Here is a 22,222-nt window from a genome sequence, read left to right on the forward strand (position 1 = left end):
CGCCAACCCGGAAGGCTCTCATGACCCTGCAGCAGTTCCTCACCGTGCTGAGACGCCGACGGTGGTGGGTCGCGCTCATCACGCTCCTCGGCGTCGGCACCGGAGTGGGCGTCTCCCTCGTCATGACGCCGGTCTTCCGCGCGACGACCTCGGTGTTCGTCTCGGTCAGTGGTGGGGCGAGCGTCACGGACCTCAGCCAAGGCGGCAACTTCTCCGAGGCGCGAGTCGCGTCGTACGCCGAACTCGTCTCGGCCCCACGGGTGCTCCGCGCTGCCGCCGAGCGCGCCGGTGTCGACCGGTCTGTCGCTGACCTCGAACGCACGGTCTCCGCGACGACCTCGGCCGACACCGTCATCCTGACGCTCTCCGTCGCAGACCCGTCCGCGAAGGACGCCGCTGCCCTGGCGAATGCCGTCGCCCGCGAACTCATCCACGTCGTCGACCAGATCGAGACGGCGGACGACACCGGCTCGGCGCTCGTGAAGCTCAGCGTCTACCAGCCGGCCGACCGCCCGACCGAGCCGGTGTCGCCACGCGTTCCCGTGAACATCGCGCTCGGGGTGTTGCTCGGCCTCGGTGTCGGGATCGCCGCCGCCCTGCTCCGTGAGACCGTCGACACGAAGGTGCGGTCCGTCGATGCGCTCCGCCGCGTCACCGACGCGAGTGTCCTCGCGGAGATCCCGCTCGACGACCGGACGTCACGCACGCCGCTCATCGAGGCGGCGAACGCCTACTCCGGCCGGGCAGAGTCGTTCCGGCAGCTCCGCACGCACCTCACGTTCACGAACCTGGAGGGCGGTTCGCAGAGCGTCGTCGTGACGAGTTCCGTCCCCGGCGAGGGGAAGTCCTCCACGGCGGTGGACCTCGCGCTCATGCTGGCGCACAACGGGCACCGCGTGGTCCTGATCGACGCCGACCTCCGACGCCCGGCAGCGAGTGGGTACCTCGGTGTCGAGAGCAGCGTCGGTCTCTCGACCGTGCTGACCCACCAGGTCGAGCTCGAGGACGCGCTCCAGGTCGTCGGCGAACGCGGGCTGCACGTGCTCGCGGCCGGACGCGTCCCCCCGAACCCGAGCGAACTGCTCGGGTCGCGTCAGATGGAACTCCTGCTGAGCACGGTCCGCGAGCAGTACGACTACGTCGTCATCGACGCGCCACCCGTGCTCCCCGTCACCGACCCCGCGGTCATCGCGGCGCTGTCCTCCGGGGTGCTGTTCGTCACCTCCGTGGACGGCCGCGCGACGACCGGCGAGGTGGCTCAGGCGCTGTCGACGCTCGAGTCGGTCGGCGCCCGCGTGCTGGGCGTCGTCGCGAACCGCGTCAAGGGCCTCCGCCCGTCCAACTACTACGGGTACGCGCCGAGTGCCGAACCCACCGAGAGCCCGCGACGTGCCAGTCGCCGCGCGCGCGGAACGGAGACCGCCCGATGACGTCGTCCCCACGCCGCATCCTGTTCGTCTGCGAGGGCAACGTCTGTCGCTCGCCGTACGCCGCGATGGCGTTCCAGCAGCAGTGGCGAGCCGTCCCGAGCGCACGGCAGACCGTGACGGCGAGCGCTGGGACGCGTGCGCCCTCTGGTGCCCTGGCGCACGAGCAACTCCGGACGCTGGGGCTGGAGGCAGCCCCGCTCGACGTCCATCGGGCACGGTCCGTCGACGACGTCGACCTCCGGCAGCAGGACCTCGTCGTCACCATGGAGCGGCGGCACCGGCAGGCCGTGCTCGAGCGTGCTCCGCAACTCGTCCGCCGGACCTTCACGCTCGGCGAGGTCGCGCGGATCGCCGAGCCGCTGCTCGCGGGCGGGATCGACACGGCAACGGCGCACGACGAGTTCCACGACCTCCTCGCGCGCTTCCGGCTCGCCGCTCCGGCTCCGTCATCGACGGGGCCGAGCGACGACGTCCCGGACCCCGTCCGCGGGGACGGTGCTGACTTCCGCCGGATGGCAACACGCATCGACCACGACCTCGACCTGCTCGTCACGCTGCTCGTCCGCTTCGACGCCGTTCTCGCCGACGACACCAGGAACCCGGGGGCGGGGCGATGAACCGCGGTCTGATCGTCCACGAGTGGATCGAGCGCGTCGGGGGTGCCGAGCGAGTCCTCGACGAGTTCGCCGCGGCCTTCCCGGATGCGGACATCCTGTGCCTCTGGAACGACCATCCCGGGCGGTTCCGTCCTGGGCGGGTGCACGAGAGCGCCGTCGCGCGGACACCGCTCCGGGGTCGGAAGGCCGCTGCACTCCCGCTCATGCCGCTCGTCTGGCGGCGGTCTGCCCGCCCCCTCGGCACGCATGACTGGGCGCTGGTCAGCTCGCACCTCTTCGCACACCACGTCCGGGTGCCGGGTGTCGACCCGCGCCGGCAGTTCACGTACGCGCACACGCCGGCGCGCTACCTCTGGACGCCCGAACTCGACGAACGCGGGCGCTCGCTCCCCGCCCGAGCCATCGCGCCGATGTTCCGTCACATCGACCGTCGGAGCGCCGTCGCGCTGCAGAACCTCGCCGTCAACAGCGCCTTCGTCCAGGAGCGTGTCCGGCGCACCTGGGGAGTCGACTCGGTCGTGATCCACCCTCCGGTGGACATCGAACGCGTGCGCCGCGCCGTGCTCGACCTCCGTGCTGCCGATGCCGAGGACCAGGCCGTCCTCGAGTCCCTCCCTGAGGGCTTCGTCCTCGGCGCCTCGCGCTTCGTCCCGTACAAGCGCCTGGACACCGTCATCGCGATGGGAGCAGCGACCGGCCGTCCGGTCGTGATCGCCGGCTCCGGCCCGGACGAATCGCGCCTCCGCGCGCTCGCCGCGGCGTCCAACGCCGACGTCCGCTTCGTCATCGCTCCGTCGGACGCCCTGTTGGCGAACCTGCTCGATCGAGCGTCGGTCCTGGCCTTCCCCGGCGTCGAGGACTTCGGCATCCTGCCGGTGGAGGCCCTCGCCGTCGGCACCCCCGTGGTCGTCGCCGACCGCGGAGGCACGAGGGAGTCCGTCTCGGACCGCAGCGGTGTCCGGCTGCCCGACACCGAGCCGTCCACACTGCGGGACGCCGTCGAACGCGCGGTCGTGCTGGACCCCGACGACTGCGCACGCGATGCCGACCGCTTCGCCGTGCCCACCTTCCGACAGGAGCTCCGCGCGTGGATGTCGATCTGACCGCACGCGACCACCGACCGGTCGTCGCCTTCGTCACGCACTCGGCAGAGCTCTCCGGGGCTGAACTGTTCATCCTCCGCATCGCCGGAGCCACGCGCCGCGTCCGTCCGCTCGTCGTCCTCGGCGAGCACGGTCCGATCGAGGCCGCCCTCCGCGCTGCGGGTGTCGAGCACGTGGTCATCCCCCTCACAGAGACCGTGGCGTCGCACACCGAGCAGACCGGTGGGGGCGTTCGCGACGCGTTGGGGAAGGTCTCCGGGGCGGCGGCGACGGCCGTTCGCCTCGCCGGGCTGCTCCGCCGTCACGAGGTCGCGCTGGTGACGACGCACTCGGCGAAGGCGCATGTCTACGGCGCGCTCGCCGGACGACTCGCACGGGTGCCCGTAGTCGCACACGCGCACAGCGTCGTCGGGAAAGAGGACGACACGAGCTGGAACGCGCGCTTGCTCCGCGTGGTGTTCGCCGTCCTGCCGCACGGCAGAGTGGCGAACTCCCGTGCCACCGCCGCGTCGCTGCTCCCGCCACGTCGTCGGACGACCCGGACCAGCGATGCCGCGGTCGTCCGGTGTCCGGTGTCACTGCCGGACCGGGTCGCCGACGCGCCCGCGCGGACCCTGTTCGTGCTCGCCGGACGGGTGTCCGAGACGAAGGGGCAGGACGTCGCCCTGCGGGCGTTCGCACTCGCCCGCGCAGCAGGGATCGACCCCGACGCACGGCTGCGCATCGTGGGGGAGGCCCTCTTCGACCGCGACCGGGCCTTCGCGGCGGCACTCCCCGCGCTCGCCGTGGAACTCGGCATCGCCGACGCCGTCGACTTCATCGGGCACGTGGACGGCGTCGCGCAGGAGTTCGCCGCGGCCTCCGTCGCGCTGCACGCCAGTCCCGTCGCCGAGGGCTTCGGGCAGGTGGTCATCGAGGCCATGGCGTCCGGCCGACCAGTGATCGCGAGCGCTGCCGGTGCGCCGGGCGAGATGATCGTCGACGGGGTCGACGGCTTCCTGGTGGCACCGGGCGACGCAGCCGCGATGGCCGACGCGATGCTGCGGCTCGCGAGCGATCCGGAGCTCCGAGCCCGAGTGGGTGCCGCAGCGCGCGTGAGCGCGGAACGGTACCGGCTCGACCGCGTGGTCGAGGACTGGGAGCAGGCGGTGACGCCGCACCTGCGGTGAACGCGACCACGAACGGGAGGCACGGTGCGGGTCCGACCCGCACCGTGCCTCCCGTCCGTGGTCGCGTCTCAGCCCGCGGAGGCCGGCTCCGGAACGCGGTGCAGGACGACCCTGCCGACGCCACGCAGGGTGCGGCGCGTGGCCGGGATGACGAGTAGGAGTGCCACCCAGAGCCCGGCGGCCACCGCAGCGCCGACCACGAGCGTGATCAGGGGTGCGGCCTCGAGCGGGACGACGACGGCAGCGACTCCCGCGGCGCAGACGACCGCGATCCCGGCCGGCGCGATGAGCGGGACCAGGAGGTCGCGGAGGCCGAGGCCGCTCCTGCCCGCGATGACGAGGTACCCGGGAACGACGAGCAGGACCGCCGAGACGGACGAGCCGGCAGCCACGCCCTGCACGCCCCACACGGCACCGATGCCGTAGGCGGCGATCGTCCCCGGGCGGCTGACGAGGCACTCCCAGAGCGTCTGTCTGCCGGCGAGCCCGTGTGCGAACGCCACCACGACGGTGATGCCGGCGACGACACTCGCCATCGCCATGGGGATCATGGCGCGGAACAGCGTCGCCGAACCCGACCAGGCAGGGCCGAAGAGCGTGACCACCACCGGTTCAGCCAGGACGGCGAGGACCGCGAACACCGGCCACAGGACGCTGCAGGAGAGCGTCAGCAGTGCCCGGTAGGCGGCGCGGAAGCGGTCGGGTTCGTCGATCATGCGGGCGAGTGCCGGAACGGCGACGCGACGCAGTGGACCGTTGACCTGCTCGATCGGCAGCACCGCGAGCTGTGCTGCCTGGACGTAGAGACCAGCTGCTGCGTTGCCGAAGAGCGCGGCGACGATGATCCGGTCGATGCTCCGGACGGCCCAGTCGAGCGCCTGCGAGACCGTGGCGTTCCCCGCGAACGCGAGTTCGCTGCGCAGCGTTCGGAGCTGTGCTGGCCGACCGGGGCGCCACGGGCACGCCGTGACCACGATGCCGCAGAGCACCACGGCGTAGGACGCCGACTGGACGAGCAGCGCCGCGGCACCGCCGCCGGTGGCTGCGATCATGACCGCGACGACGCAGGAGACGACGGCTGCGCTGACCTCGGCGGTGCCGATCAGGCCGAAGCGCAGGTTCCGGGCGAGCAAGGCCGTCGGCACGGCGCTGACGCCGGCCGCGAGGAACACCACCGCCAGTGTCGGGAACGTGAGCACGCCGGCCGGCAGCGCATCCGGGGGCACGATGCACGTCAGCACGGCGAACACCGCCGCGACGGCCGAGCCCACCGTGACGGTCAGCCGGTGCAGCGTGCTCACGGCGGCCGCCGTCAGGGTCTGCGCTCGGCCGATGAGCCAGGTGATCCCCCCTGACCGGACGAGTTCGGCACCCATGACGGCGACCAGGGCGGTCGCCGCGGCGCCGTAGTGCGCCGGGCCGACGAGGCGCGCCACGATGACCATCGTGGCGAGCTGGACCACGAACCGAGTCCACGTGGAGACCGCCGAGGTGAGGGCACCGCGGGTGGCAGCGGTGCCCAGGCTCCGTGTCTCGGCCCAGTCGGCTTCTGTGGTTCGTCGGTGCATGGTGCGTCCGGTCACGGGGGAGTCAGCGCGCGTCAGCGCTGGACGGTGTTCTGCTTGCCCTTGTCGTCGACCTCCGGCTTCGAGGCCGTGGTGATGCGGTTGCCGTCACCGTCGATCGTGAGCTTCTCGACGGACTTGACGTCGATGCCGTTGATCGCGCCCTTGACGGTCAGGGACGTGACCGCACCGAGGTGGATGATCGCGTTGCTCGACTCGACGATGACGGTGGTGCAGTCGCCGACGGAGACTTCCTTGTTGTTCATGTCCGCGATCGTCGCGGTTCCGTCAGTGCACTCCGCGGCGCCCTGCTCCAGCGCGGGGCGTGTCGCCTGTGACGTGGGGTTCGCGCTGGCCGAGGTGGAGGGCTTCTGTGACGTCGTCGAAGTCGGCGAGCCCGACGGTCCGTCGCTGCGGTCAGTCGAGCTGCAGCCGGTGAGCAGCACAGCGGTGGTGACGGTGACGACGAGGAGGGAAGCGAGGTGACGGGCGTTCATGGAGAACCTTTCGATCGGTTGACATTGATATTCTAGCAGTTGAAATGCAAAACGGGGCGCTCCTTCCGGAGCGCCCCGTCGTCGGTGCTGGTCGGGCTACCGCTGCACGGTCACGTTGATGCCGGCCATCTGGTACTTGCCGCCCTTCGTGTGCTGCGAGGCCCAGAACTGGTAGGGGCCCTCACGCAGGTCGAGGGTGGAGGCCAGGGACCAGCTGCCGTCGACGACAGTCGTGGAGCCGAACGGCGTCGAGTTGCTGAAGTCGGTCCCGGAGACCTGGATCTCCGCGCCGGTCAGGCCGGTGCCGGTGAACGTGAAGCCGCCCTGGCCGCTCACCGTGGAGAGGTTCTCCGGACTGGTCACGGCGAAGTCGCCCTGGACCCCGTAGTCGAGCTCCACCCCGATGCCGGTGGACGTGCTGCCGTTCAGCGTCTGCGTGACGGTGAGCTGCTGCTTGCCCCACCCGACCTTCGAGGGGTCGATGCCGAGGTCGTAGTAGCCGTTCGGGTCGGTGATCGTCGTGGTGGCGATCTCCGTGCCCGAGGCGTCCTTCACCGAGATCGTGGCACCGGTGAGGCCCTGGCCACGAATCGCAGCCCAGGCGTTGACGTCGGTCTTGAAGTAGCCCTCGGCCGTCGGGGCCGCGGTGCGTGCCTGTTCGACGGTGACGTTGGTGCCCTTCACGACGACCTTGCCGCCCTTGGTGAACTGGCCGAGCCAGAACTGGTAGTTGCCCGTGGTGAGCGTGATGTCCGTGTTGGAGACTGCCCAGGCGTCGTTCGCGACCGTGGTGGATCCGAGCTGGGTGTCGTCACCCGTGCCGAGGTCGTTGCCCCACACCTTGAGCAGGCCGCCGGTGTTGCCGGTGCCGGTGAAGGAGAGGTCCTTGTTGCCGATGGTGGACCCGTTCTCAGGCGTCGTGAACGCGGGGTCGTTCTGCCCGTAGTCCAGCTCGACGGTGACGGCGTCGGAGGTCGCACCGTTCAGGGTCTGGCTGACCGAGAGGTCCTGCTTGCCGAAGCCGACCTTCGACGGGTCGATCGCGACGCTGTAGATCCCGGACGGGTCCGTGATCGTGGTCTCGGCGACGACGTTCCCGGCGGTGTCCTTCACCGTGACCGTTGCACCAGGGGCGCCGGTACCGCGGACGCTGGCCCACTGGGTGACGTCCGCCGCGAACTCACCACGCGCCGTCGGGGCCGCAGGGCGTGCCTGTTCGACGGTGACGTTGGTGCCCTTCACGACGACCTTGCCGCCCTTGGTGAACTGGCCGAGCCAGAACTGGTAGTTGCCCGGGGTGAGCGTGACGTCCGTGTTGGAGACTGCCCAGGCGTCGTTCGCGACCGTGGTGGATCCGAGCTGGGTGTCGTCACCCGCGCCGAGGTCGTTGCCCCACACCTTGAGCAGGCCGCCGGTGTTGCCGGTGCCGGTGAAGGAGAGGTCCTTGTTGCCGATGGTGGACCCGTTCGCGGGCGTCGTGAACGCGGGGTCGTTCTGCCCGTAGTCGAGTGAGGCTGCGGCGCCCGTGGACTCCTGGCTGTCGACGGTCTGGGTGACGGTGAAGTCCTGCTTGCCGTAGCCGACCTTGGACGGGTCGATGACGATGTCGAACGCGCCGGTGCCGTTGGCGGTGCCGGTGGCGATGGTGTCGCCTGCGGCGTTCTTCACGGTGATGTCTGCGTTGGCCTCGCCCTTGCCCCGGATGCCGGCCCACTGGGTGACGTCCTGGCTGAAGTAGCCCTCGACCTCGGTCGGAGCCGACGGTGCGTTGCGGTTGACGGTGATGTTGGTGCCCGTGACCTCGACCTTGCCGCCCTTGGTGAACTGCGCGGCCCAGAACTGGTAGGGCCCGGTCGGGAGGGTGAGGTCGGAGTTGGTGATGCTCCAGGCGTCGTCGGCCACGGTCGTGGTGCCGATGTCGGTGCTGTCGGAGAAGTCGTTGCCCGAGAGCACGAGCTTGCCGCCGGTGTTGCCGGTCCCGGTGAAGCGGAAGTCGGTGTTGCCGATCGTGGAGCCGTCAGCGGGGGTGGAGATCACCGGGGTGTTCTGCCCGTAGTCCAGTTCGACTGCCACCCCGTCGGACTCCTGGTCCTCGACGGTCTGGGTGACGGTGAGGTCCTGCTTGCCGTAGCCGACCTTCGACGGGTCGATCCGGACCGTGTACGCGCCCGAGCTGTTCGCCGTGGTGGTGGCGATGGTGTCGCCTGCGGCGTTCTTCACGGTGATGGCCGCGTTCGCCTCGCCCGTGCCTCGGATGCCAGCCCACGCCTCGACGTCCGCATCGAAGAAGCCGGTCGCACTCGGAGCAGCGGGACCGTTCGCCTCGATGGTGGTCGCGGTGGTGCTCGTGGTGTCGTACGACCCCTCCGTTGCCGTGCCCGTGAGCTTCGTGCTCATGGAGGGCTTCCCGGCCGCTGCACCCTCGGGGGTGTTCACGTCGATGTTCCAGCGCATCAGCGACGCGTCGGGGAGGTTCCAGGTCGTGGTGGTGGTCGCGAAGTCATAGGTGTACTTCGTGCCGTCCTCGGAACGAACCCCGTTGGTCAGGGTCATGGCGGAGTTCGTCCAGGCATCCTCACCCGGCTTCTTGAACGAACCCTCGATCCTGCCCTGGTCCTCGGCGAACGTGGTGCCCTCGGGCGCGGTGAACTCGACCTTGCCCTGCGGACGGCTGATCGAACCGTTGGTCTTGAACAGGGACTCCACCGAGGTGACCTCGCCACGCTCGAGCGTGATGGCGGTGCCGTCCTGGCCGGAGATCGTGGCGTCGTTGATGACGACCTCGAGGTCCTTCGAGTCGTGCTCCTCGCCGTCGATCTCCTGCACCACGTGCAATGGGTTCGTCCCGCGGTCGAGATCGTCGACCGTGATGCTCCACGCACCGGTCTCAGCGTCGGCTTCGACACTCTTGTCGCCGATCGTGATCGTCGCGCCTGGGGTTGCGGAACCCGAGATGACCGCGGTCTTGCCTGCGTGGTCGATCGAACCGATGTTCGCGACCAGGTCGACGACCGAGGTGCCGACCGTTGTGGTCGTTGAACCCTGCGCACGGAAGTCATTCGTGCTGCTCGTCCCGCTGAAGTCGAAGTCCATCGCGCTCGAGCCCTCCGGGGCGTCTGCGGCGGCCGTGACGTCGATCATGAAGCGGTACTGCTGGTCTGCGGCGCGCTCGCTTGCCCAGTCTGCGTCGAACGTGAGGGTCGTGTTGTCGTCGGACAGACGGCCGTTCGAGAGCGGGATGGAGGTGGAAGCGTTCCACGCGGTGTTGCCGACGCGCCGCCACGAACCCTGGACGGTGTCCTGCTCCGAGAAGGTCGCGCCGTCCGGAGCGGTCAGCGTGACTGTGCCCTTCGTGCCGGTGCGAGAGACGCGGTTCTCGACGACGAACGGCACCTGGGTGGTCTCGCCACGCTTGAGTTCGACGGGCCCCTGATCGACGCCGAAGAGGCCGCCGCCCTCGACGATCGTGGCGGAGACCGTCTTCCGGTCGAACTCGGTGCCGTCGATCTTCTGGATCGCGACCAGGTCGCTCTTGCCCGCGGCAAGCCCGCTGACTGTCATCGACCACTTGCCATCCGTGCCGACGTCCGCGCTTTGCTCACCGATCGACACCTTCGCCCCCGGCGTCGCAGTCCCCGACACCACCGCGGTCTTCGCGAGGTTGTTCACGGTCCCCACTGCCGCGGAGAGAGCTCGCTTCTCGCTGGCTTCAACGAGCTCACTGACGCCGGAGAATTCGTAACAGCTGCCACCGAGGAACATCTTCTGCAGCCCCACGGACGGTGCTGCAGCGCCGGTCCTCATCGTACCGAGCGCTTCGTTGTAAGAGACATTGGTGAGTCTCCCGGAGTCCGAGATCCGGAACTGCCCTGCGGCATTGGTGCACGGCGAAGTCGTGACGCTGGAAGAGGAGACTCCGATGCCCTTCCCGAAGACTGCGTTGTCGTGCACGGCCATGTAGACGCATCCGTTGTTGTTGTCCTTGAAGGACACGGATCCGTCGTCGAACTTGTAGACGGTGACCCGGGGGGCGGCGGCTTCCGCAGCTGCCTTGGTTGTGTAAGTCCGCAGTTGCCCGTAGAAGCCAGCTTCATACGGCAGCGCCGCGTCGCGGAGTGCTGCATAGCCGGAGCCGTACTTGAAGTAGAACGGCGCAGTACCGAGGCTCACCGGTGATGCGGCGCTCACCGTCGGTTCCGCGAGCGCAGCGGGCGCTCCGAAGGACAGGCCGGAGACGATGGTGGCTGCGGCCAGTCCGGCCGCACCCATGGACTTGAGGGCAGTTGACGCCCTCTTCTTGTGAGACATGTGCATCTTTCAGGACAGGCCGCATCGAGCGCGGCTTGCGGGAAGGGAGCAGTTGCGCCTCTTGCGGTGCAACGTGTGTATCAAGAATATCATTTGAAATACGAACGGACAGCCACGCCGCAACCGCTTGGAAACTGGAGAGTTGAGTCCGGTCGACGCAACTCTTGCGACCTTGACTTGACGCACAGGCGGTCCTGAGTAGAGTTGAGTCCATCGGACGCAAGTCCAACGACTTACCCCTAGCAAGAAGGAGCACCCACACATGGGACGTGCAGTAGGCATCGACCTCGGAACCACCAACTCGGTCGTCAGCGTGCTCGAGGGCGGCGAGCCCACGGTCATCGCCAACGCCGAGGGACTCCGCACCACGCCGTCGATCGTCGCGTTCACCAAGGACGGGGAAGTCCTCGTCGGTGAGACCGCGAAGCGTCAGGCCGTGACGAACGTCGACCGCACCATCGCCAGCGTGAAGCGCCACATCGGCACCGACTGGACGACGGACATCGACGGCAAGAAGTACACGCCGCAGGAGATCTCGGCGCGTACCCTCGGCAAGCTCAAGCGCGACGCCGAGCAGTACCTCGGTGAGGACGTCACCGACGCGGTCATCACCGTCCCGGCGTACTTCAACGACGCCGAGCGCCAGGCCACGAAGGACGCCGGTGAGATCGCCGGCCTCAACGTCCTCCGCATCATCAACGAGCCGACCGCGGCCGCTCTGGCCTACGGCCTCGACAAGGGCAAGGAAGACGAGCTCATCCTGGTCTTCGACCTCGGTGGCGGCACGTTCGACGTCTCCCTGCTCGAGGTGGGCAAGGACGACGACTTCTCCACGATCCAGGTCCGCTCGACGTCCGGCGACAACCGCCTCGGTGGCGACGACTGGGACCAGCGCATCGTCGACTACCTCGTCAAGAAGTTCAAGGACGAGCACGGCGTTGACCTGTCCACCGACAAGATCGCGAAGCAGCGCCTCAAGGAAGCCGCTGAGCAGGCCAAGAAGGAGCTCTCGTCGCAGATGTCGGCGAACATCCAGCTCCCGTACCTGACGCTGACGGCCAACGGCCCGCTGAACCTCGACGAGACCATCTCGCGCGCGCAGTTCGAGCAGATGACCTCTGACCTGCTCGACCGCACCAAGAAGCCCTTCAACGACGTCATCAAGGAAGCGGGCGTGTCGGTCAACGACATCGCGCACGTGGTCCTCGTCGGTGGCTCGACCCGCATGCCCGCCGTGGCCGAGGTCGTCAAGTCGCTGACCGGTGGCAAGTCGCCGAACCAGGGCGTCAACCCGGACGAGGTCGTCGCCGTCGGCGCCGCACTGCAGGCCGGTGTCCTCAAGGGCGAGCGCAAGGACGTCCTGCTCATCGACGTCACGCCGCTCTCGCTCGGCATCGAGACCAAGGGCGGCCTGATGACGAAGCTCATCGACCGCAACACCGCGATCCCGACCAAGCGCAGCGAGACCTTCACGACCGCTGACGACAACCAGCCGTCGGTCGCGATCCAGGTCTTCCAGGGCGAGCGCGAGTTCACCCGGGACAACAAGGCGCTCGGCACCTTCGAGCTCACCGGCATCGCGCCGGCTCCCCGTGGCGTCCCGCAGGTCGAGGTCACCTTCGACATCGACGCCAACGGCATCGTGCACGTGTCCGCGAAGGACAAGGGCACCGGCAAGGAGCAGTCGATGGTCATCTCCGGCGGTTCGTCGCTGCCGAAGGAGGACATCGAGCGCATGGTCCGCGAGGCCGAGGAGCACGCGGCCGAGGACAAGGCCCGTCGCGAGGCCAACGAGCGTCGCAACCAGGCCGAGCAGCTCGTCTACTCGATCGAGAAGCTCATCAAGGAGAACGACGAGAAGCTCCCCGCCGACGTCAAGTCCGATGTGCAGGCCGACGTCGACGCGCTGAAGTCCGCCCTCGCGGGTGAGGACGACGACGCGGTCAAGACCGCCTACGACAAGCTCAACGAGTCGCAGGGCAAGCTCGGCCAGGCCATCTACTCCCAGCAGGACGCCGGCGCTGCCGGTGCTCCGGGCGCTGAGGGTGCCGGCGAGCAGCCGCAGGACGGCAACGACGAGGACATCGTCGACGCCGAGGTCGTGGACGACGAGGACGACAAGGACAAGAAGTAAGCGATGGCTGACGACAAGAACGCCAACGACGACAACGTCCAGAACGAGCCGGAGCCCCAGGTCGAGGGCGACGCCACCAACGCGGAGCAGCCGGAGGACCTCATCGAGGCCGAGGGTCCCGACGTCGAGGTGCCGAGCGACCTGAGCCCGGAGGACCAGGCCCTGCTCGACGACGCCGCCCGTGGCATCGCCGAGGACGGTCTGTCCGCGAGCGACCGGGACCTCGTCGCCGAGATGCGCACGGACATGCTCCGGGCGCAGGCCGAGCTGGTGAACTTCCGGAAGCGCGTCGAGCGTGACCGCGAGGCCAACCGCGAGGTCGCCATCGCCGAGGTCGTGCGTGCACTCCTCCCGGCGCTCGACGACCTGAGCCGCGCCGAGGCGCACGGTGACCTGACCGAGGGACCCATGCAGGTCATCGGCCAGAAGATCCGCGGCGGCTTCGAGAAGTTCAAGCTCGTCCAGATCGGTGAGAAGGGCGAGGCCTTCGACCCGAACATCCACGAGGCGATCGTCCAGCTCCCCACCCCGGGTGCCACCGGCCAGACCGTGGCGGACGTCGTCGAGCCGGGCTACAAGCTCGGTGAGCGCGTCCTCCGTGCGGCCAAGGTCGCCGTGGCGGTCCCGGCCTGAGCCGGGGAGCGCTCGGACATGGAAGAAGAAGGTAGGTAGCCGTGGCCAGTCAGGACTGGTTCGACAAGGACTTCTACGCGGTCCTCGGCGTCGACAAGAAGGCGTCAGACGCCGACCTGAAGAAGACCTACCGCAAGCTTGCGCGGCAGTTCCACCCGGACTCCAACCCTGGTGACGCTGCGGCCGAGGCGAAGTTCAAGGAGATCAGCGAGGCGTACTCGGTGCTCTCCGACAAGGAACAGCGCGCCGAGTACGACCAGGTCCGTGCCATGGGCTCGGGCGCCCGTTTCACCGCGGGCGGCCCGGGTCAGGGCGGCGGGTTCGAGGACGTCTTCGGCGGCATGTTCGGCGGCGGCGGCCAGCCTGGCGGTGGCGGGCAGCGCGTCCGCTTCGGCCAGGGTGGCGGCTTCGAGGACATCCTCGGCGGCATGTTCGGTGGCGGCGCCGGCGGGGCTGGTTTCGGTCAGCCCTCCGGCGGCTACCGCGGCTTCGGTGGTCCGTCCAAGGGCCGCGACGTCACGGCGTCGACGACGCTGGACTTCACGACGGCCATCGCCGGCGACACGATCAAGCTGTCGCAGGGCAACGGCCGTCCGGTCAACGTCCGCATCCCCGCGGGTGTCGCCGACGGGCAGAAGATCCGGTTGCGCGGTCGGGGCGAGCCCTCGCCCGACGGCGGCGACGCCGGTGACCTGGTCGTGCTGGTGCACGTCCGCAAGCACCCGGTCTTCGAGCGCGACGGGCAGCACCTCCGTGTGGCCGTCCCCGTGACGTTCGTCGAGGCAGCGCTCGGCGCCACGATCCAGGTGCCCACGCTCGGCGGTGATCCCGTCAAGCTCCGGGTCGCACCGGGCACGCCCTCCGGTCGCGTCCTCCGCGTCAAGGGGCGCGGCGTCGCGACGAAGGACGGCACGGGCGACCTGCTCGCCACCGTCCAGGTCGCGGTGCCCTCGCACCTGTCGGACAAAGCGCGCGAGGCCGTCGAGGCACTCGCCGCCGCACTGCCCGACGAGGACCCCCGCGAGGACCTGCTCGCCAAGGCGCGCAGCTAGACAGACGCAATACCAGCAGTAGACCCGGCCTGGAGGCTCGGTGTGGCTTCCTGACGGACGCTCGCCGGGCCTCCAGGCTGTTCCACGACCACGCGAACGACGGAAGGAAGCCCCATGACCGACATGGACGAGAACTCGCCCGTCTTCGCGATCGCCGTCGCCGCTGAGCTCGCGGAGATGCACCCGCAGACGCTGCGGCAGTACGACCGGCTCGGCCTGGTCGTGCCTGGGCGGACGCGCGGCGGGTCGCGTCGGTACTCCATGCGGGACGTCGTCCAGCTGCGTGAGATCGCGCGGCTCGGCTCCGAGGGAGTGTCGCTGGAGGGCATCCGGCGTGTGCTGGAACTCGAGAACGAGAACAAGGTGCTGCGCGACCGGGTGCGCGAACTCGAGCGTGCACTCGCGGACCAGCTGATCAGCCGTCCGGGCGCTCGCGTGTTCGCGGCGACCGCCTCCGGTGCGGCGATCTCGCTGCGGGCGGGAGCCCGGCCGCAGCGGAACACGCAGATCGTGTTGTACCGCGGACCGCACGCCTGAGCACCGTCCGCAGCATGTGACACGGCCGGGTCGGTACGCTGACGCGGTGCCAGACCTCGCCGACCTCTTCCGCCGGGACCCCGACGACGAACCGGACCTCATCGCCATCGACGGCACAGACCGCTTCATGCTCGACGAGGCCCCACACGTGCACGGGGACGCCCTCCGTGCCCCGGGTGCCGTCGTCGTGGTCGACGACGTCCGCGGGTTCCTCACGCTCGGCCTCATCGCCCTGCACGGGGCCTCGAAAGTCCGGGTCGTGCAGGACTCCCTGGTCGGACAGCGTGCCCTGCAGGCCAACGCGGGGACGTTCGGCCTGCGCGGGTTCCACCACCCCGACTCGTTCGAGGACGCCTTCCGCGACGCCCGACTCGTGCTGCTCCGGCTCACGAAGTCGCACGACCGCCTGGACGAGATCGCCCGCGCGGTGGCACGCTTCGCCGCCCCGGACGTCGTGCTGCTCGCGGGTGGGCGGACCAAGTTCATGACGCTGTCGCAGAACGACGTGCTCCGGAAGTCGTTCGGCGACGTCGTGGCGTCACGGGGCCGCGCCAAGTCCCGACTGCTCGTCGCGCAGGACCCGCTGACCGCCGCTGCGAACCGTGCCGCCCTCACGTCCCCGTGGCCGAAGCAGGTGCACCTGGACGAGCTCGGCATCACGATCGCGGCACATGGTGGGGTCTTCGCCGGAGCGTCGCTCGACCTCGGTACACGCGTGCTCATCGAGGCGATGGACGCCGCGGTGCCGACCGCCCGCGTCGCAGTGGACCTCGGCAGCGGCAACGGCGTCATCGCGACGGAGATCGCCCGGCGTCGTCCGGCGATCCGGGTCATCGCGACGGACGTGTCGTCAGCGGCGGTGCGGAGCACCCGGATGACGGCGGACCTCAACGGCGTGGGCGACCGCGTCACCACTGTGCGGAGCGACGCGGGCGACGAGCTCGACGAGGGCTCGGCGCAGCTGGTGCTGTGCAACCCGCCGTTCCACGCGGACACCACGGTGAGCACCGACGCGGCCGAGGCGATGTTCCGGAACGCGGCCACGATCCTCCAGTCCGGTGGTGAACTGTGGTGCGTCTGGAACTCGCACCTGCGCTACCGGCCGGTGCTGGAGAAGGCCGTCGGACCGACCCGTCAGGTCCTGCGCACCGACCGCTTCACGGTCACGGCGTCGCGCCGACCCTGAGCGACCGGGTCCGGAGTGGGCCCCGGGAGATGCCGAAGGGCGGCTGCGCAGATGCGCGGCCGCCCTTCGTCGTCCCGCCGGATCAGGCCGGGACGTAGTCGAATGTGTCGGGGTCGGGGCCCGTGCGGTGCCCCTTGTCGAGCGTGGTGATGTCGGTCATGTCCTCGTCGGACAGCTCGAAGTCGAAGATCGCGAAGTTCTCCTCGACACGAGCGCGGGTGACCGACTTCGGGAAGACGATGTCACCGCGCTGGATGTGCCAGCGGAGGACGACCTGCGCCGGGGTCTTCTCGACCGACGACGCGATGCGGACGATGGTCTCGTCGTCGAGCACGAGGCCCTGGGCGATCGGGGACCAGGCCTCGGTCGCGATGCCGAGCTCACGGTCGACGGCGCGGAGCTCGTCCTGCGCGAGGTACGGGTGCACCTCGATCTGGTTGACGGCCGGCGGCACGTCGGTCTCGGCGATCAGGCGACGCAGGTGGTGCGCCTGGAAGTTCGAGACGCCGATGGAGCGGGCGGTGCCGTCGGCGTAGAGCTGCTCGAAGGCCTTCCACGTGGGGACGAAGTCCGACACGGTCGGGAGCGGCCAGTGGATGAGGAAGAGGTCGGTGTACCCGCCGAGCAGGTCGGCCGACTTCTTGCCGTTCTCCAGCGCGAGGTCGTGGTCGTGGAAGCCGTTGTTGAGCTTCGAGGTGACGAAGATCTCGGAGCGGTCGATGCCCGACTCCGCGATGGCCTCGCCGACCTCTTTCTCGTTGCCGTACATCTCGGCGGTGTCGATGTGGCGGTAGCCGACCTCGAGCGCGGCCAGCGTTGCGGCCTTCGTCTCGGAGGGATCGATCTGGAACACACCGAAGCCGAGCTGCGGGATGGTCTTGCCGTCGTTGAGTGTGATGTTCGGAACGGTCATGGGTCCAGACAACCAGCCGGTACCCGACGCGCACCCCAGCAAACACCCAGACTCAGAGCTCGAGGGGGCGAGGGGATCGGCTGCTACGCCAGCGCCGCCGCGATGTACGCCGCCAGCGCCTGCCCGTAGGCGATCGCCGGGTCCTCGGCCGCGAACGTGCGGTCGACCCCGCCGATCGTCGCGGTGACGGTGTGCACGACCCGTTCCCCGGCGGCGACCCGCGTCAAGCCGATGAAGGCCGGCCCGAGGAGCTCGCGCAGCTGGTCCTCGCGGGGCAGCCAGAGCGACTCGTCGGCGGTGACGGAGTCGAGGGCCCACTCGGTGGTCCCGTTGAAGCCGAGGATGGTGCCGGAGGGGTGGTCGTGACGCTCGACGGTCATCTCGGAGACGGTGTAGACGTCCTCGTCCACGCCGGGCTTGTCGATGACGAACCGGTCCCCGGTCTCGGGGTGCCAGCGGAGTCCTGCGTCGCGGAGGGTCTTGGCGAGTTCGACGGTGATCACGACACCAACCTGCCACGCTCGGGCGGTACACGTGTTCCGGATGGCAACCCGTACTAGCATCGCGGAGCACCCATCGTGCGCGGGCCGTCGACGCCCCGCGCGCGCGACGCGACGACGCCCGGACGACCGGTGCCGTGCCTCCAGGCCGTTGACCGGCCCCGGGACGGAACCGAGACGGGCCCGACCGCGGCGGACCGCACCAGCGGCCCGTCCAGAGAAGGACCCCGCATGACCCTCGACCGCGAGGAACTCCGCGACGCCTGGACGGTCTCGATCGTCGAGGACAGCGCCCCGGCCGGCGTGCCCGCCGAGGTGCGCGACGCCCTCCGCGGCGCGGGGATCACGGCCACCGTCCCCGGTCAGGTGCACACGGACCTGGAGCGGGAGGGCCTGCTGCCGGACCCGACGCACGACCGGAACGAGGCCGCGACCCGCTGGGTCGGGCGGTCGGACTGGACGTACCGGCGCACGGTCGACGTCGACCCCCGCGGGCACGAGCGTGTCGACCTGGTCTGCGAGGGCCTGGACACCGTGACGGAGCTGACCGTCGACGGCGTGCAGATCGGTGCCACCAGGAACATGCACCGGCGCTACCGCTTCGACCTGCTCGACGCGACGGGCGGCAGCAACACCGCCACCGAGCGTGAGCTCGAGATCCTGTTCGAGTCGCCGTACCGCGAGGCCGGCCGGGTCGCCGCCCGCGCCGGCAGCATGCCCGGCCCGTACGACGAACCGTTCCCGTACGTCCGCAAGATGGCGTCGAACTTCGGCTGGGACTGGGGTCTGACCGCGGTGACCAGCGGCCCGTGGCGGGACGTCGCGATCGAACGCTGGTCGACCGCTCGCCTGCGCGACGTGCGTCCACTCGTCGACGTCGAGGCCGGCGAGGGGGTGCTCGACGCCCACATCGCGTTCGAGCGCTCCGGCATGAACGACCTCGACCAGGACGGTGAGGACGACGACCTGGTGCTCGTCGTGACCGTGTCCGGCGAGACCGTCGAGGGCACGAAGACGCGCCAGCGATCCCGCGCGCAGGTCACCCCGAAGGAGAACGAGACCGTCGTGACGGTCCGGATCCCCGAGGCGCGGCTGTGGTGGCCGCGGGGCTACGGCGCGCAGCCGCTCTACGACGTGTTCGTCGAGCTGCAGACCGTGGAGGGCGAGGTCCTCGACCGACAGACGTTCCGCACCGGCTTCCGGTCGACGCGGATCGACACCACGCCCGACCAGATCGGCCGCCCGTTCAACATCCACGTCAACGGCACGCTCATCGACGTGCGCGGCGTGAACTGGATCCCCGACGACGTCATCGTGTCGCGGGTGGACCGGCAGCGGTACCAGGGCCGTCTCCTGGCGGCCGCCGACCTCAACGCGAACCTGGTGCGGGTGTGGGGCGGGGGCGTCTACGAGTCGCACGACTTCTACGAGGTCTGTGACGAGCTGGGCCTGCTCGTGTGGCAGGACTTCCCGTTCGCCTGCTCCGCGTACCCCGAGGACGAACCGCTCCGCAGCGAGGTCGTCGCCGAGGCCCGCGACAACGTCGCCCGGCTGTCCCGGCACCCGTCGCTCGTGGTCTGGAACGGCAACAACGAGAACATCTGGCTGCACGACGCGGACGGCTGGGGCGACGAGCTCGGCGACCGCGGCTGGGGCCTCGACTACTACCTCGACCTGCTGCCGACGATCGTCGACGCCGTCGACCCGTCGCGCTTCTACACGGTCGCGTCGCCGTGGTCCGGCTCCGAGTCGTTGCCGGCGAACGACGTCGACCACGAGACGCACCACTCGTGGGACGTCTGGAACCGGGTGTCCGACGACCACTACCGCGACTCCGTGCCGCGCTTCGTCTCGGAGTTCGGCTGGCAGGCGCCGCCCGCCTGGCGCACGCTCCGCGACGCCGTGTCGGACGACCCGATGACGCCGACGTCGCCGGGGGTCGTGCACCACCAGAAGGCCGCCGACGGCATGGGCAAGCTCGCCCGGGGCCTGGAGCCGCGCTTCGGCACCGTCCCCGACGGCGACCTGGACCGCTGGCACTGGCTCACGCAGCTCCAGCAGGCCCGCGCGATCGCGACGGGCGTGGAGCACTGGCGCTCGCACTGGCCGCGGAACACGGGCGTCATCGTCTGGCAGCTCAACGACCTGTGGCCGGTGTCGTCGTGGTCGGCGATCGACTCGGCGGGGCGGCTGAAGCCGCTCGCGCACGAACTGCGTCGCCTGTACGACGACGTCCTGCTCGCCATCCGTCCGGTGTCGACGGTCCGGGTCGCGCCCGGTGGTGCGCCCGCGGACACGGCAGGCCGGTCTGGAGGCTCGGACCAGTCGACCGCGTCCCTGCCCGTCCCCGACACGGCCGGGTCCACGGCCCGTGGGGACACCGCGGTGATCGACCGTCCGGTGGCACCGATCGAGGTCGTCGTGCGCTCGACCCGGCGGGGCCTCGACAGCGTCGTGCGGGTCCGACGGATCGACATGGCCGGACAGACCCTGGCCGAGGTGCACCTGCCCGTGCGGCTCGACGGCGCCGGCGTCGGGGTCGTCACCCTGCCCGAGTCCGTCGGCATCGTGCAGGACCGCACCGGCGAGCTCGTCGTCGCGGACATGGACTGGCGTCGCGCGGTGTGGACCCCGTCCGCGGACCAGGACATGCGGTGGCAGCCGGCGCACTACCGCGCCGCGTTCTCCGAGGCGGAGGACGGCGACGGGCTCGAGCTCGTCATCGAGGCCGAGTCGCTCGTGCGGGACCTGCTGCTGCAGCCCGACCGCGTGCAGTCCGAGGGCACGGTCGACCGCGGGTTCATGACGCTGCTGCCGGGGGAGCGGGTCTCCTACCGCCTGCACGGCGTGACCGAGGCCGACGTCCCCCGCCTGATCGAGGGCCCCGTGATGTGGACACTCGATCGGGCACTCGGCCGTTGATGTCCGATATTCTGCGGTGATATCCTGGGTGCTGCGCCGCTGGTGACCAGCACCCCGTGGTCTCGGCGCACGGGACGGACGACCTCCTTCCCGCTCGTAGGAGGTCCTCGATGTCACTCGCCGTCCGCACGGTTCCCCAGGCACGGCCCGAGACGCCTCCGCGCCCGCCCCGCTCGCCCCGACGTCGTGCCGCCGGTGCCGGTGCGGGTGTCGCCGTCGTCGACCTCGTCCTGCTGCTGATCGCGTTCACCGTCGCGCACTTCGCCCGGTTCCCCTGGGAGCTGTCCCGGGGCGCGGTGGACGCCGGGCACCTGGAGGTCCTGGTGGCCCCGGCGGTCGTCGTGGTGTGGATGGTGCTGCTCTCCGCCTTCCGGACGCGTGACCCGCGCATCGCCGGGGTGGGTGGCGACGAGTACCGCCGCCTGGTCACCGCGAGCCTGGTCACCGGTGCCCTCGTCGCGGTCACGGCCTACGCGGCGAGCATCGACATCGCCCGGGGGTACGTCGCGATCGCGTTCCCGGTCGGGCTCCTGCTGCTCGTCGTCGGGCGCAAGGTCGTCCGGGCGCGGCTGGCAGCACACCGCGCCGCCGGCCGCCGGCTGATGGACGTCCTGCTCGTCGGCGACCTCGAAGACGTCCGCTACGTCGGCCGTCGGATCGCCTGCAGCCCGGGCGCCGGGTACCGGGTCAGCGCGGTCGTCACCGACTGCGAGCCCTCGGGGACCGCGGTGGCGCTGGGGGAGGCCACGGCGCCGGTCGTCGGTCGGGTCGCCGAGGTGCTCGACCTGGCGCGGACCTCCGGTGTCGCCGCGGTGGTCGTCGCCGGAGCGATCGCCGGCGGGCACGAACGACTCCGGCGGCTCGGGTGGCAGCTCGAGGAGCACGGCGTCGAACTCGTCGTGTCGTCGCCCATCGCGGACGTCGCCGCCGGTCGGGTCCACGAGCGACCGGTCGACGGCCTGCCGCTGATGCACGTCGAGACGCCCGTCTACACACGTCGGTTCGGCAAGCGGATGCTGGACGTGGTCGGTGCCGGCGTCGGGCTGCTGCTCCTCGCGCCCGTCTTCGCCGTGGTCGCGCTCGTGATCCGGCTCGACGACGGCGGCCCGGTGTTCTTCCGACAGACGCGGGTCGGCCGGGGTGCCGCGGAGTTCTCGATCCTGAAGTTCCGGACCATGTGCGTGGACGCCGAAGCGCGCATGGCTGCCCTGCACCGCGAGAACGAGGGCGCCGGACCACTGTTCAAGATGAAGGACGACCCCCGCGTCACGCGCGTCGGGGCGTTCCTGCGACGGACCTCGCTCGATGAGCTCCCGCAGCTGTGGAACGTCCTCGTCGGCACGATGAGCTTGGTCGGACCCCGTCCCGCGCTTCCCCGGGAGGTCGCCCTGTACGAGGACTTCGCCGACCGCCGGCTCCTGGTCACGCCGGGCATCACCGGGCTCTGGCAGGTGAGCGGCCGGTCCGACCTCGACTGGGCCGACGGCGTCCGGCTCGACCTGCACTACGTCGAGAACTGGTCCTTCGTGCACGACCTGGTGATCCTCGCGCGGACGATCCCGTCCGTGCTCCGGTCGCGTGGCGCCTACTGACCGGGTTCCTGAGCGCGAGGTGACCGTTCGACCCCCCGTTCTGGGCATCCAGCGTCGACCGAGT

At 70.1% G+C, this 22,222-nt stretch carries 17 protein-coding genes; 12 read left to right on the top strand and 5 right to left on the bottom strand.

Annotated features, from left to right (window positions below):
- Window positions 1–20 precede the first annotated feature (20 nt).
- Genes OXR63_RS11905 through OXR63_RS11920 form a run of 4 tightly spaced genes read left to right on the top strand, consistent with a single transcriptional unit; the run spans window position 21 to window position 4,319 of the window.
- Complete coding sequence (locus OXR63_RS11905; RefSeq protein ID WP_267423478.1) at window positions 21–1,430, top strand: polysaccharide biosynthesis tyrosine autokinase; 1,410 nt, start codon at window positions 21–23, stop codon at window positions 1,428–1,430.
- Window positions 1,427–2,047 (top strand): arsenate reductase/protein-tyrosine-phosphatase family protein, encoded by a 621-nt coding sequence (locus tag OXR63_RS11910; protein ID WP_267423480.1) that lies wholly within the window; start codon window positions 1,427–1,429, stop codon window positions 2,045–2,047. Before OXR63_RS11905 ends, OXR63_RS11910 begins: the two co-directional genes overlap by 4 nt.
- Window positions 2,044–3,150, top strand: coding sequence for a glycosyltransferase (locus OXR63_RS11915; RefSeq protein WP_267423482.1), 1,107 nt, complete (start codon window positions 2,044–2,046; stop codon window positions 3,148–3,150). Before OXR63_RS11910 ends, OXR63_RS11915 begins: the two co-directional genes overlap by 4 nt.
- Window positions 3,135–4,319 carry a glycosyltransferase gene (locus OXR63_RS11920; protein ID WP_267423484.1) on the top strand — a complete coding sequence of 395 codons (1,185 nt, stop codon included), beginning with the start codon at window positions 3,135–3,137 and terminating at the stop codon, window positions 4,317–4,319. Before OXR63_RS11915 ends, OXR63_RS11920 begins: the two co-directional genes overlap by 16 nt.
- Before the next feature lie 68 nt (window positions 4,320–4,387).
- Here OXR63_RS11920 and OXR63_RS11925 read toward each other — a convergent pair whose 3' ends face one another.
- Both OXR63_RS11925 and OXR63_RS11930 read right to left on the bottom strand, forming a co-directional pair.
- The gene (locus OXR63_RS11925) at window positions 4,388–5,887 is read right to left on the bottom strand and encodes an oligosaccharide flippase family protein (protein WP_267423486.1); all 1,500 of its coding nucleotides are present in this window, start codon (window positions 5,885–5,887) and stop codon (window positions 4,388–4,390) included.
- A 32-nt stretch (window positions 5,888–5,919) separates the two neighbouring features.
- Entirely contained in the window at window positions 5,920–6,150 is a 231-nt protein-coding gene (locus OXR63_RS11930) for a DUF3060 domain-containing protein (RefSeq protein WP_267423487.1), read from the bottom strand.
- Between OXR63_RS11930 and OXR63_RS11935 the strand changes: the two genes are divergently transcribed.
- Window positions 6,149–6,370 (top strand): hypothetical protein, encoded by a 222-nt coding sequence (locus tag OXR63_RS11935; RefSeq protein WP_267423489.1) that lies wholly within the window; start codon window positions 6,149–6,151, stop codon window positions 6,368–6,370. The two genes, OXR63_RS11930 and OXR63_RS11935, sit on opposite strands and share 2 nt — an antisense overlap.
- Before the next feature lie 107 nt (window positions 6,371–6,477).
- Here the strand turns inward: OXR63_RS11935 and OXR63_RS11940 are convergent, their stop codons facing one another.
- The gene (locus OXR63_RS11940; RefSeq protein WP_267423491.1) at window positions 6,478–10,689 is read right to left on the bottom strand and encodes an Ig-like domain-containing protein; all 4,212 of its coding nucleotides are present in this window, start codon (window positions 10,687–10,689) and stop codon (window positions 6,478–6,480) included.
- Window positions 10,690–10,951: 262 nt separating this feature from the next.
- Between OXR63_RS11940 and dnaK the strand changes: the two genes are divergently transcribed.
- The 5 genes from dnaK (at window position 10,952) to OXR63_RS11965 (ending at window position 16,231) form a co-directional block, all read left to right on the top strand.
- On the top strand, window positions 10,952–12,823 hold the full coding sequence (gene dnaK / locus OXR63_RS11945; RefSeq protein ID WP_267423493.1) for a molecular chaperone DnaK: 1,872 nt from the start codon (window positions 10,952–10,954) through the stop codon (window positions 12,821–12,823).
- Window positions 12,824–12,826: 3 nt separating this feature from the next.
- Entirely contained in the window at window positions 12,827–13,456 is a 630-nt protein-coding gene (locus OXR63_RS11950) for a nucleotide exchange factor GrpE (RefSeq protein WP_267423495.1), read from the top strand.
- Window positions 13,457–13,497: 41 nt separating this feature from the next.
- A complete protein-coding gene (locus tag OXR63_RS11955; protein ID WP_267423497.1) occupies window positions 13,498–14,508 on the top strand; it encodes a DnaJ C-terminal domain-containing protein in 1,011 nt (336 codons plus the stop codon).
- A 123-nt stretch (window positions 14,509–14,631) separates the two neighbouring features.
- Entirely contained in the window at window positions 14,632–15,045 is a 414-nt protein-coding gene (locus OXR63_RS11960) for a heat shock protein transcriptional repressor HspR (RefSeq protein ID WP_267423538.1), read from the top strand.
- Window positions 15,046–15,091: 46 nt separating this feature from the next.
- Window positions 15,092–16,231 carry a class I SAM-dependent methyltransferase gene (locus tag OXR63_RS11965; RefSeq protein ID WP_267423499.1) on the top strand — a complete coding sequence of 380 codons (1,140 nt, stop codon included), beginning with the start codon at window positions 15,092–15,094 and terminating at the stop codon, window positions 16,229–16,231.
- An 82-nt stretch (window positions 16,232–16,313) separates the two neighbouring features.
- Here OXR63_RS11965 and OXR63_RS11970 read toward each other — a convergent pair whose 3' ends face one another.
- Entirely contained in the window at window positions 16,314–17,144 is an 831-nt protein-coding gene (locus tag OXR63_RS11970; protein ID WP_267423501.1) for an aldo/keto reductase, read from the bottom strand.
- Between the two features lie 83 nt (window positions 17,145–17,227).
- On the bottom strand, window positions 17,228–17,647 hold the full coding sequence (locus OXR63_RS11975) for a pilus assembly protein CpaE (protein WP_267423503.1): 420 nt from the start codon (window positions 17,645–17,647) through the stop codon (window positions 17,228–17,230).
- A gap of 228 nt (window positions 17,648–17,875) precedes the next feature.
- Here OXR63_RS11975 and OXR63_RS11980 point away from each other — a divergent pair, with 228 nt between their 5' ends.
- Both OXR63_RS11980 and OXR63_RS11985 read left to right on the top strand, forming a co-directional pair.
- Complete coding sequence (locus OXR63_RS11980) at window positions 17,876–20,566, top strand: glycoside hydrolase family 2 protein (RefSeq protein WP_267423505.1); 2,691 nt, start codon at window positions 17,876–17,878, stop codon at window positions 20,564–20,566.
- Window positions 20,567–20,676: 110 nt separating this feature from the next.
- Entirely contained in the window at window positions 20,677–22,158 is a 1,482-nt protein-coding gene (locus tag OXR63_RS11985; protein WP_267423507.1) for a sugar transferase, read from the top strand.
- Window positions 22,159–22,222 lie beyond the last annotated feature (64 nt).

Source organism: Curtobacterium sp. GC_Cur_3, from assembly GCF_026544205.1.
Classification (GTDB): domain Bacteria; phylum Actinomycetota; class Actinomycetes; order Actinomycetales; family Microbacteriaceae; genus Curtobacterium.

What these genes read in the sequence shown, in the direction of transcription:
- OXR63_RS11950 (WP_267423495.1), top strand. Translation starts at nt 12,827, where the DNA reads ATGGCTGACGACAAGAACGCCAACGACGACAACGTCCAGAACGAGCCG.
- OXR63_RS11930 (WP_267423487.1), bottom strand. Translation starts at nt 6,150, where the DNA reads ATGAACAACAAGGAAGTCTCCGTCGGCGACTGCACCACCGTCATCGTC.
- dnaK (WP_267423493.1), top strand. Translation starts at nt 10,952, where the DNA reads ATGGGACGTGCAGTAGGCATCGACCTCGGAACCACCAACTCGGTCGTC.
- OXR63_RS11980 (WP_267423505.1), top strand. Translation starts at nt 17,876, where the DNA reads ATGACCCTCGACCGCGAGGAACTCCGCGACGCCTGGACGGTCTCGATC.
- OXR63_RS11935 (WP_267423489.1), top strand. Translation starts at nt 6,149, where the DNA reads ATGTCCGCGATCGTCGCGGTTCCGTCAGTGCACTCCGCGGCGCCCTGC.
- OXR63_RS11985 (WP_267423507.1), top strand. Translation starts at nt 20,677, where the DNA reads ATGTCACTCGCCGTCCGCACGGTTCCCCAGGCACGGCCCGAGACGCCT.
- OXR63_RS11905 (WP_267423478.1), top strand. Translation starts at nt 21, where the DNA reads ATGACCCTGCAGCAGTTCCTCACCGTGCTGAGACGCCGACGGTGGTGG.
- OXR63_RS11970 (WP_267423501.1), bottom strand. Translation starts at nt 17,144, where the DNA reads ATGACCGTTCCGAACATCACACTCAACGACGGCAAGACCATCCCGCAG.
- OXR63_RS11915 (WP_267423482.1), top strand. Translation starts at nt 2,044, where the DNA reads ATGAACCGCGGTCTGATCGTCCACGAGTGGATCGAGCGCGTCGGGGGT.
- OXR63_RS11925 (WP_267423486.1), bottom strand. Translation starts at nt 5,887, where the DNA reads ATGCACCGACGAACCACAGAAGCCGACTGGGCCGAGACACGGAGCCTG.
- OXR63_RS11910 (WP_267423480.1), top strand. Translation starts at nt 1,427, where the DNA reads ATGACGTCGTCCCCACGCCGCATCCTGTTCGTCTGCGAGGGCAACGTC.
- OXR63_RS11960 (WP_267423538.1), top strand. Translation starts at nt 14,632, where the DNA reads ATGGACGAGAACTCGCCCGTCTTCGCGATCGCCGTCGCCGCTGAGCTC.
- OXR63_RS11940 (WP_267423491.1), bottom strand. Translation starts at nt 10,689, where the DNA reads ATGTCTCACAAGAAGAGGGCGTCAACTGCCCTCAAGTCCATGGGTGCG.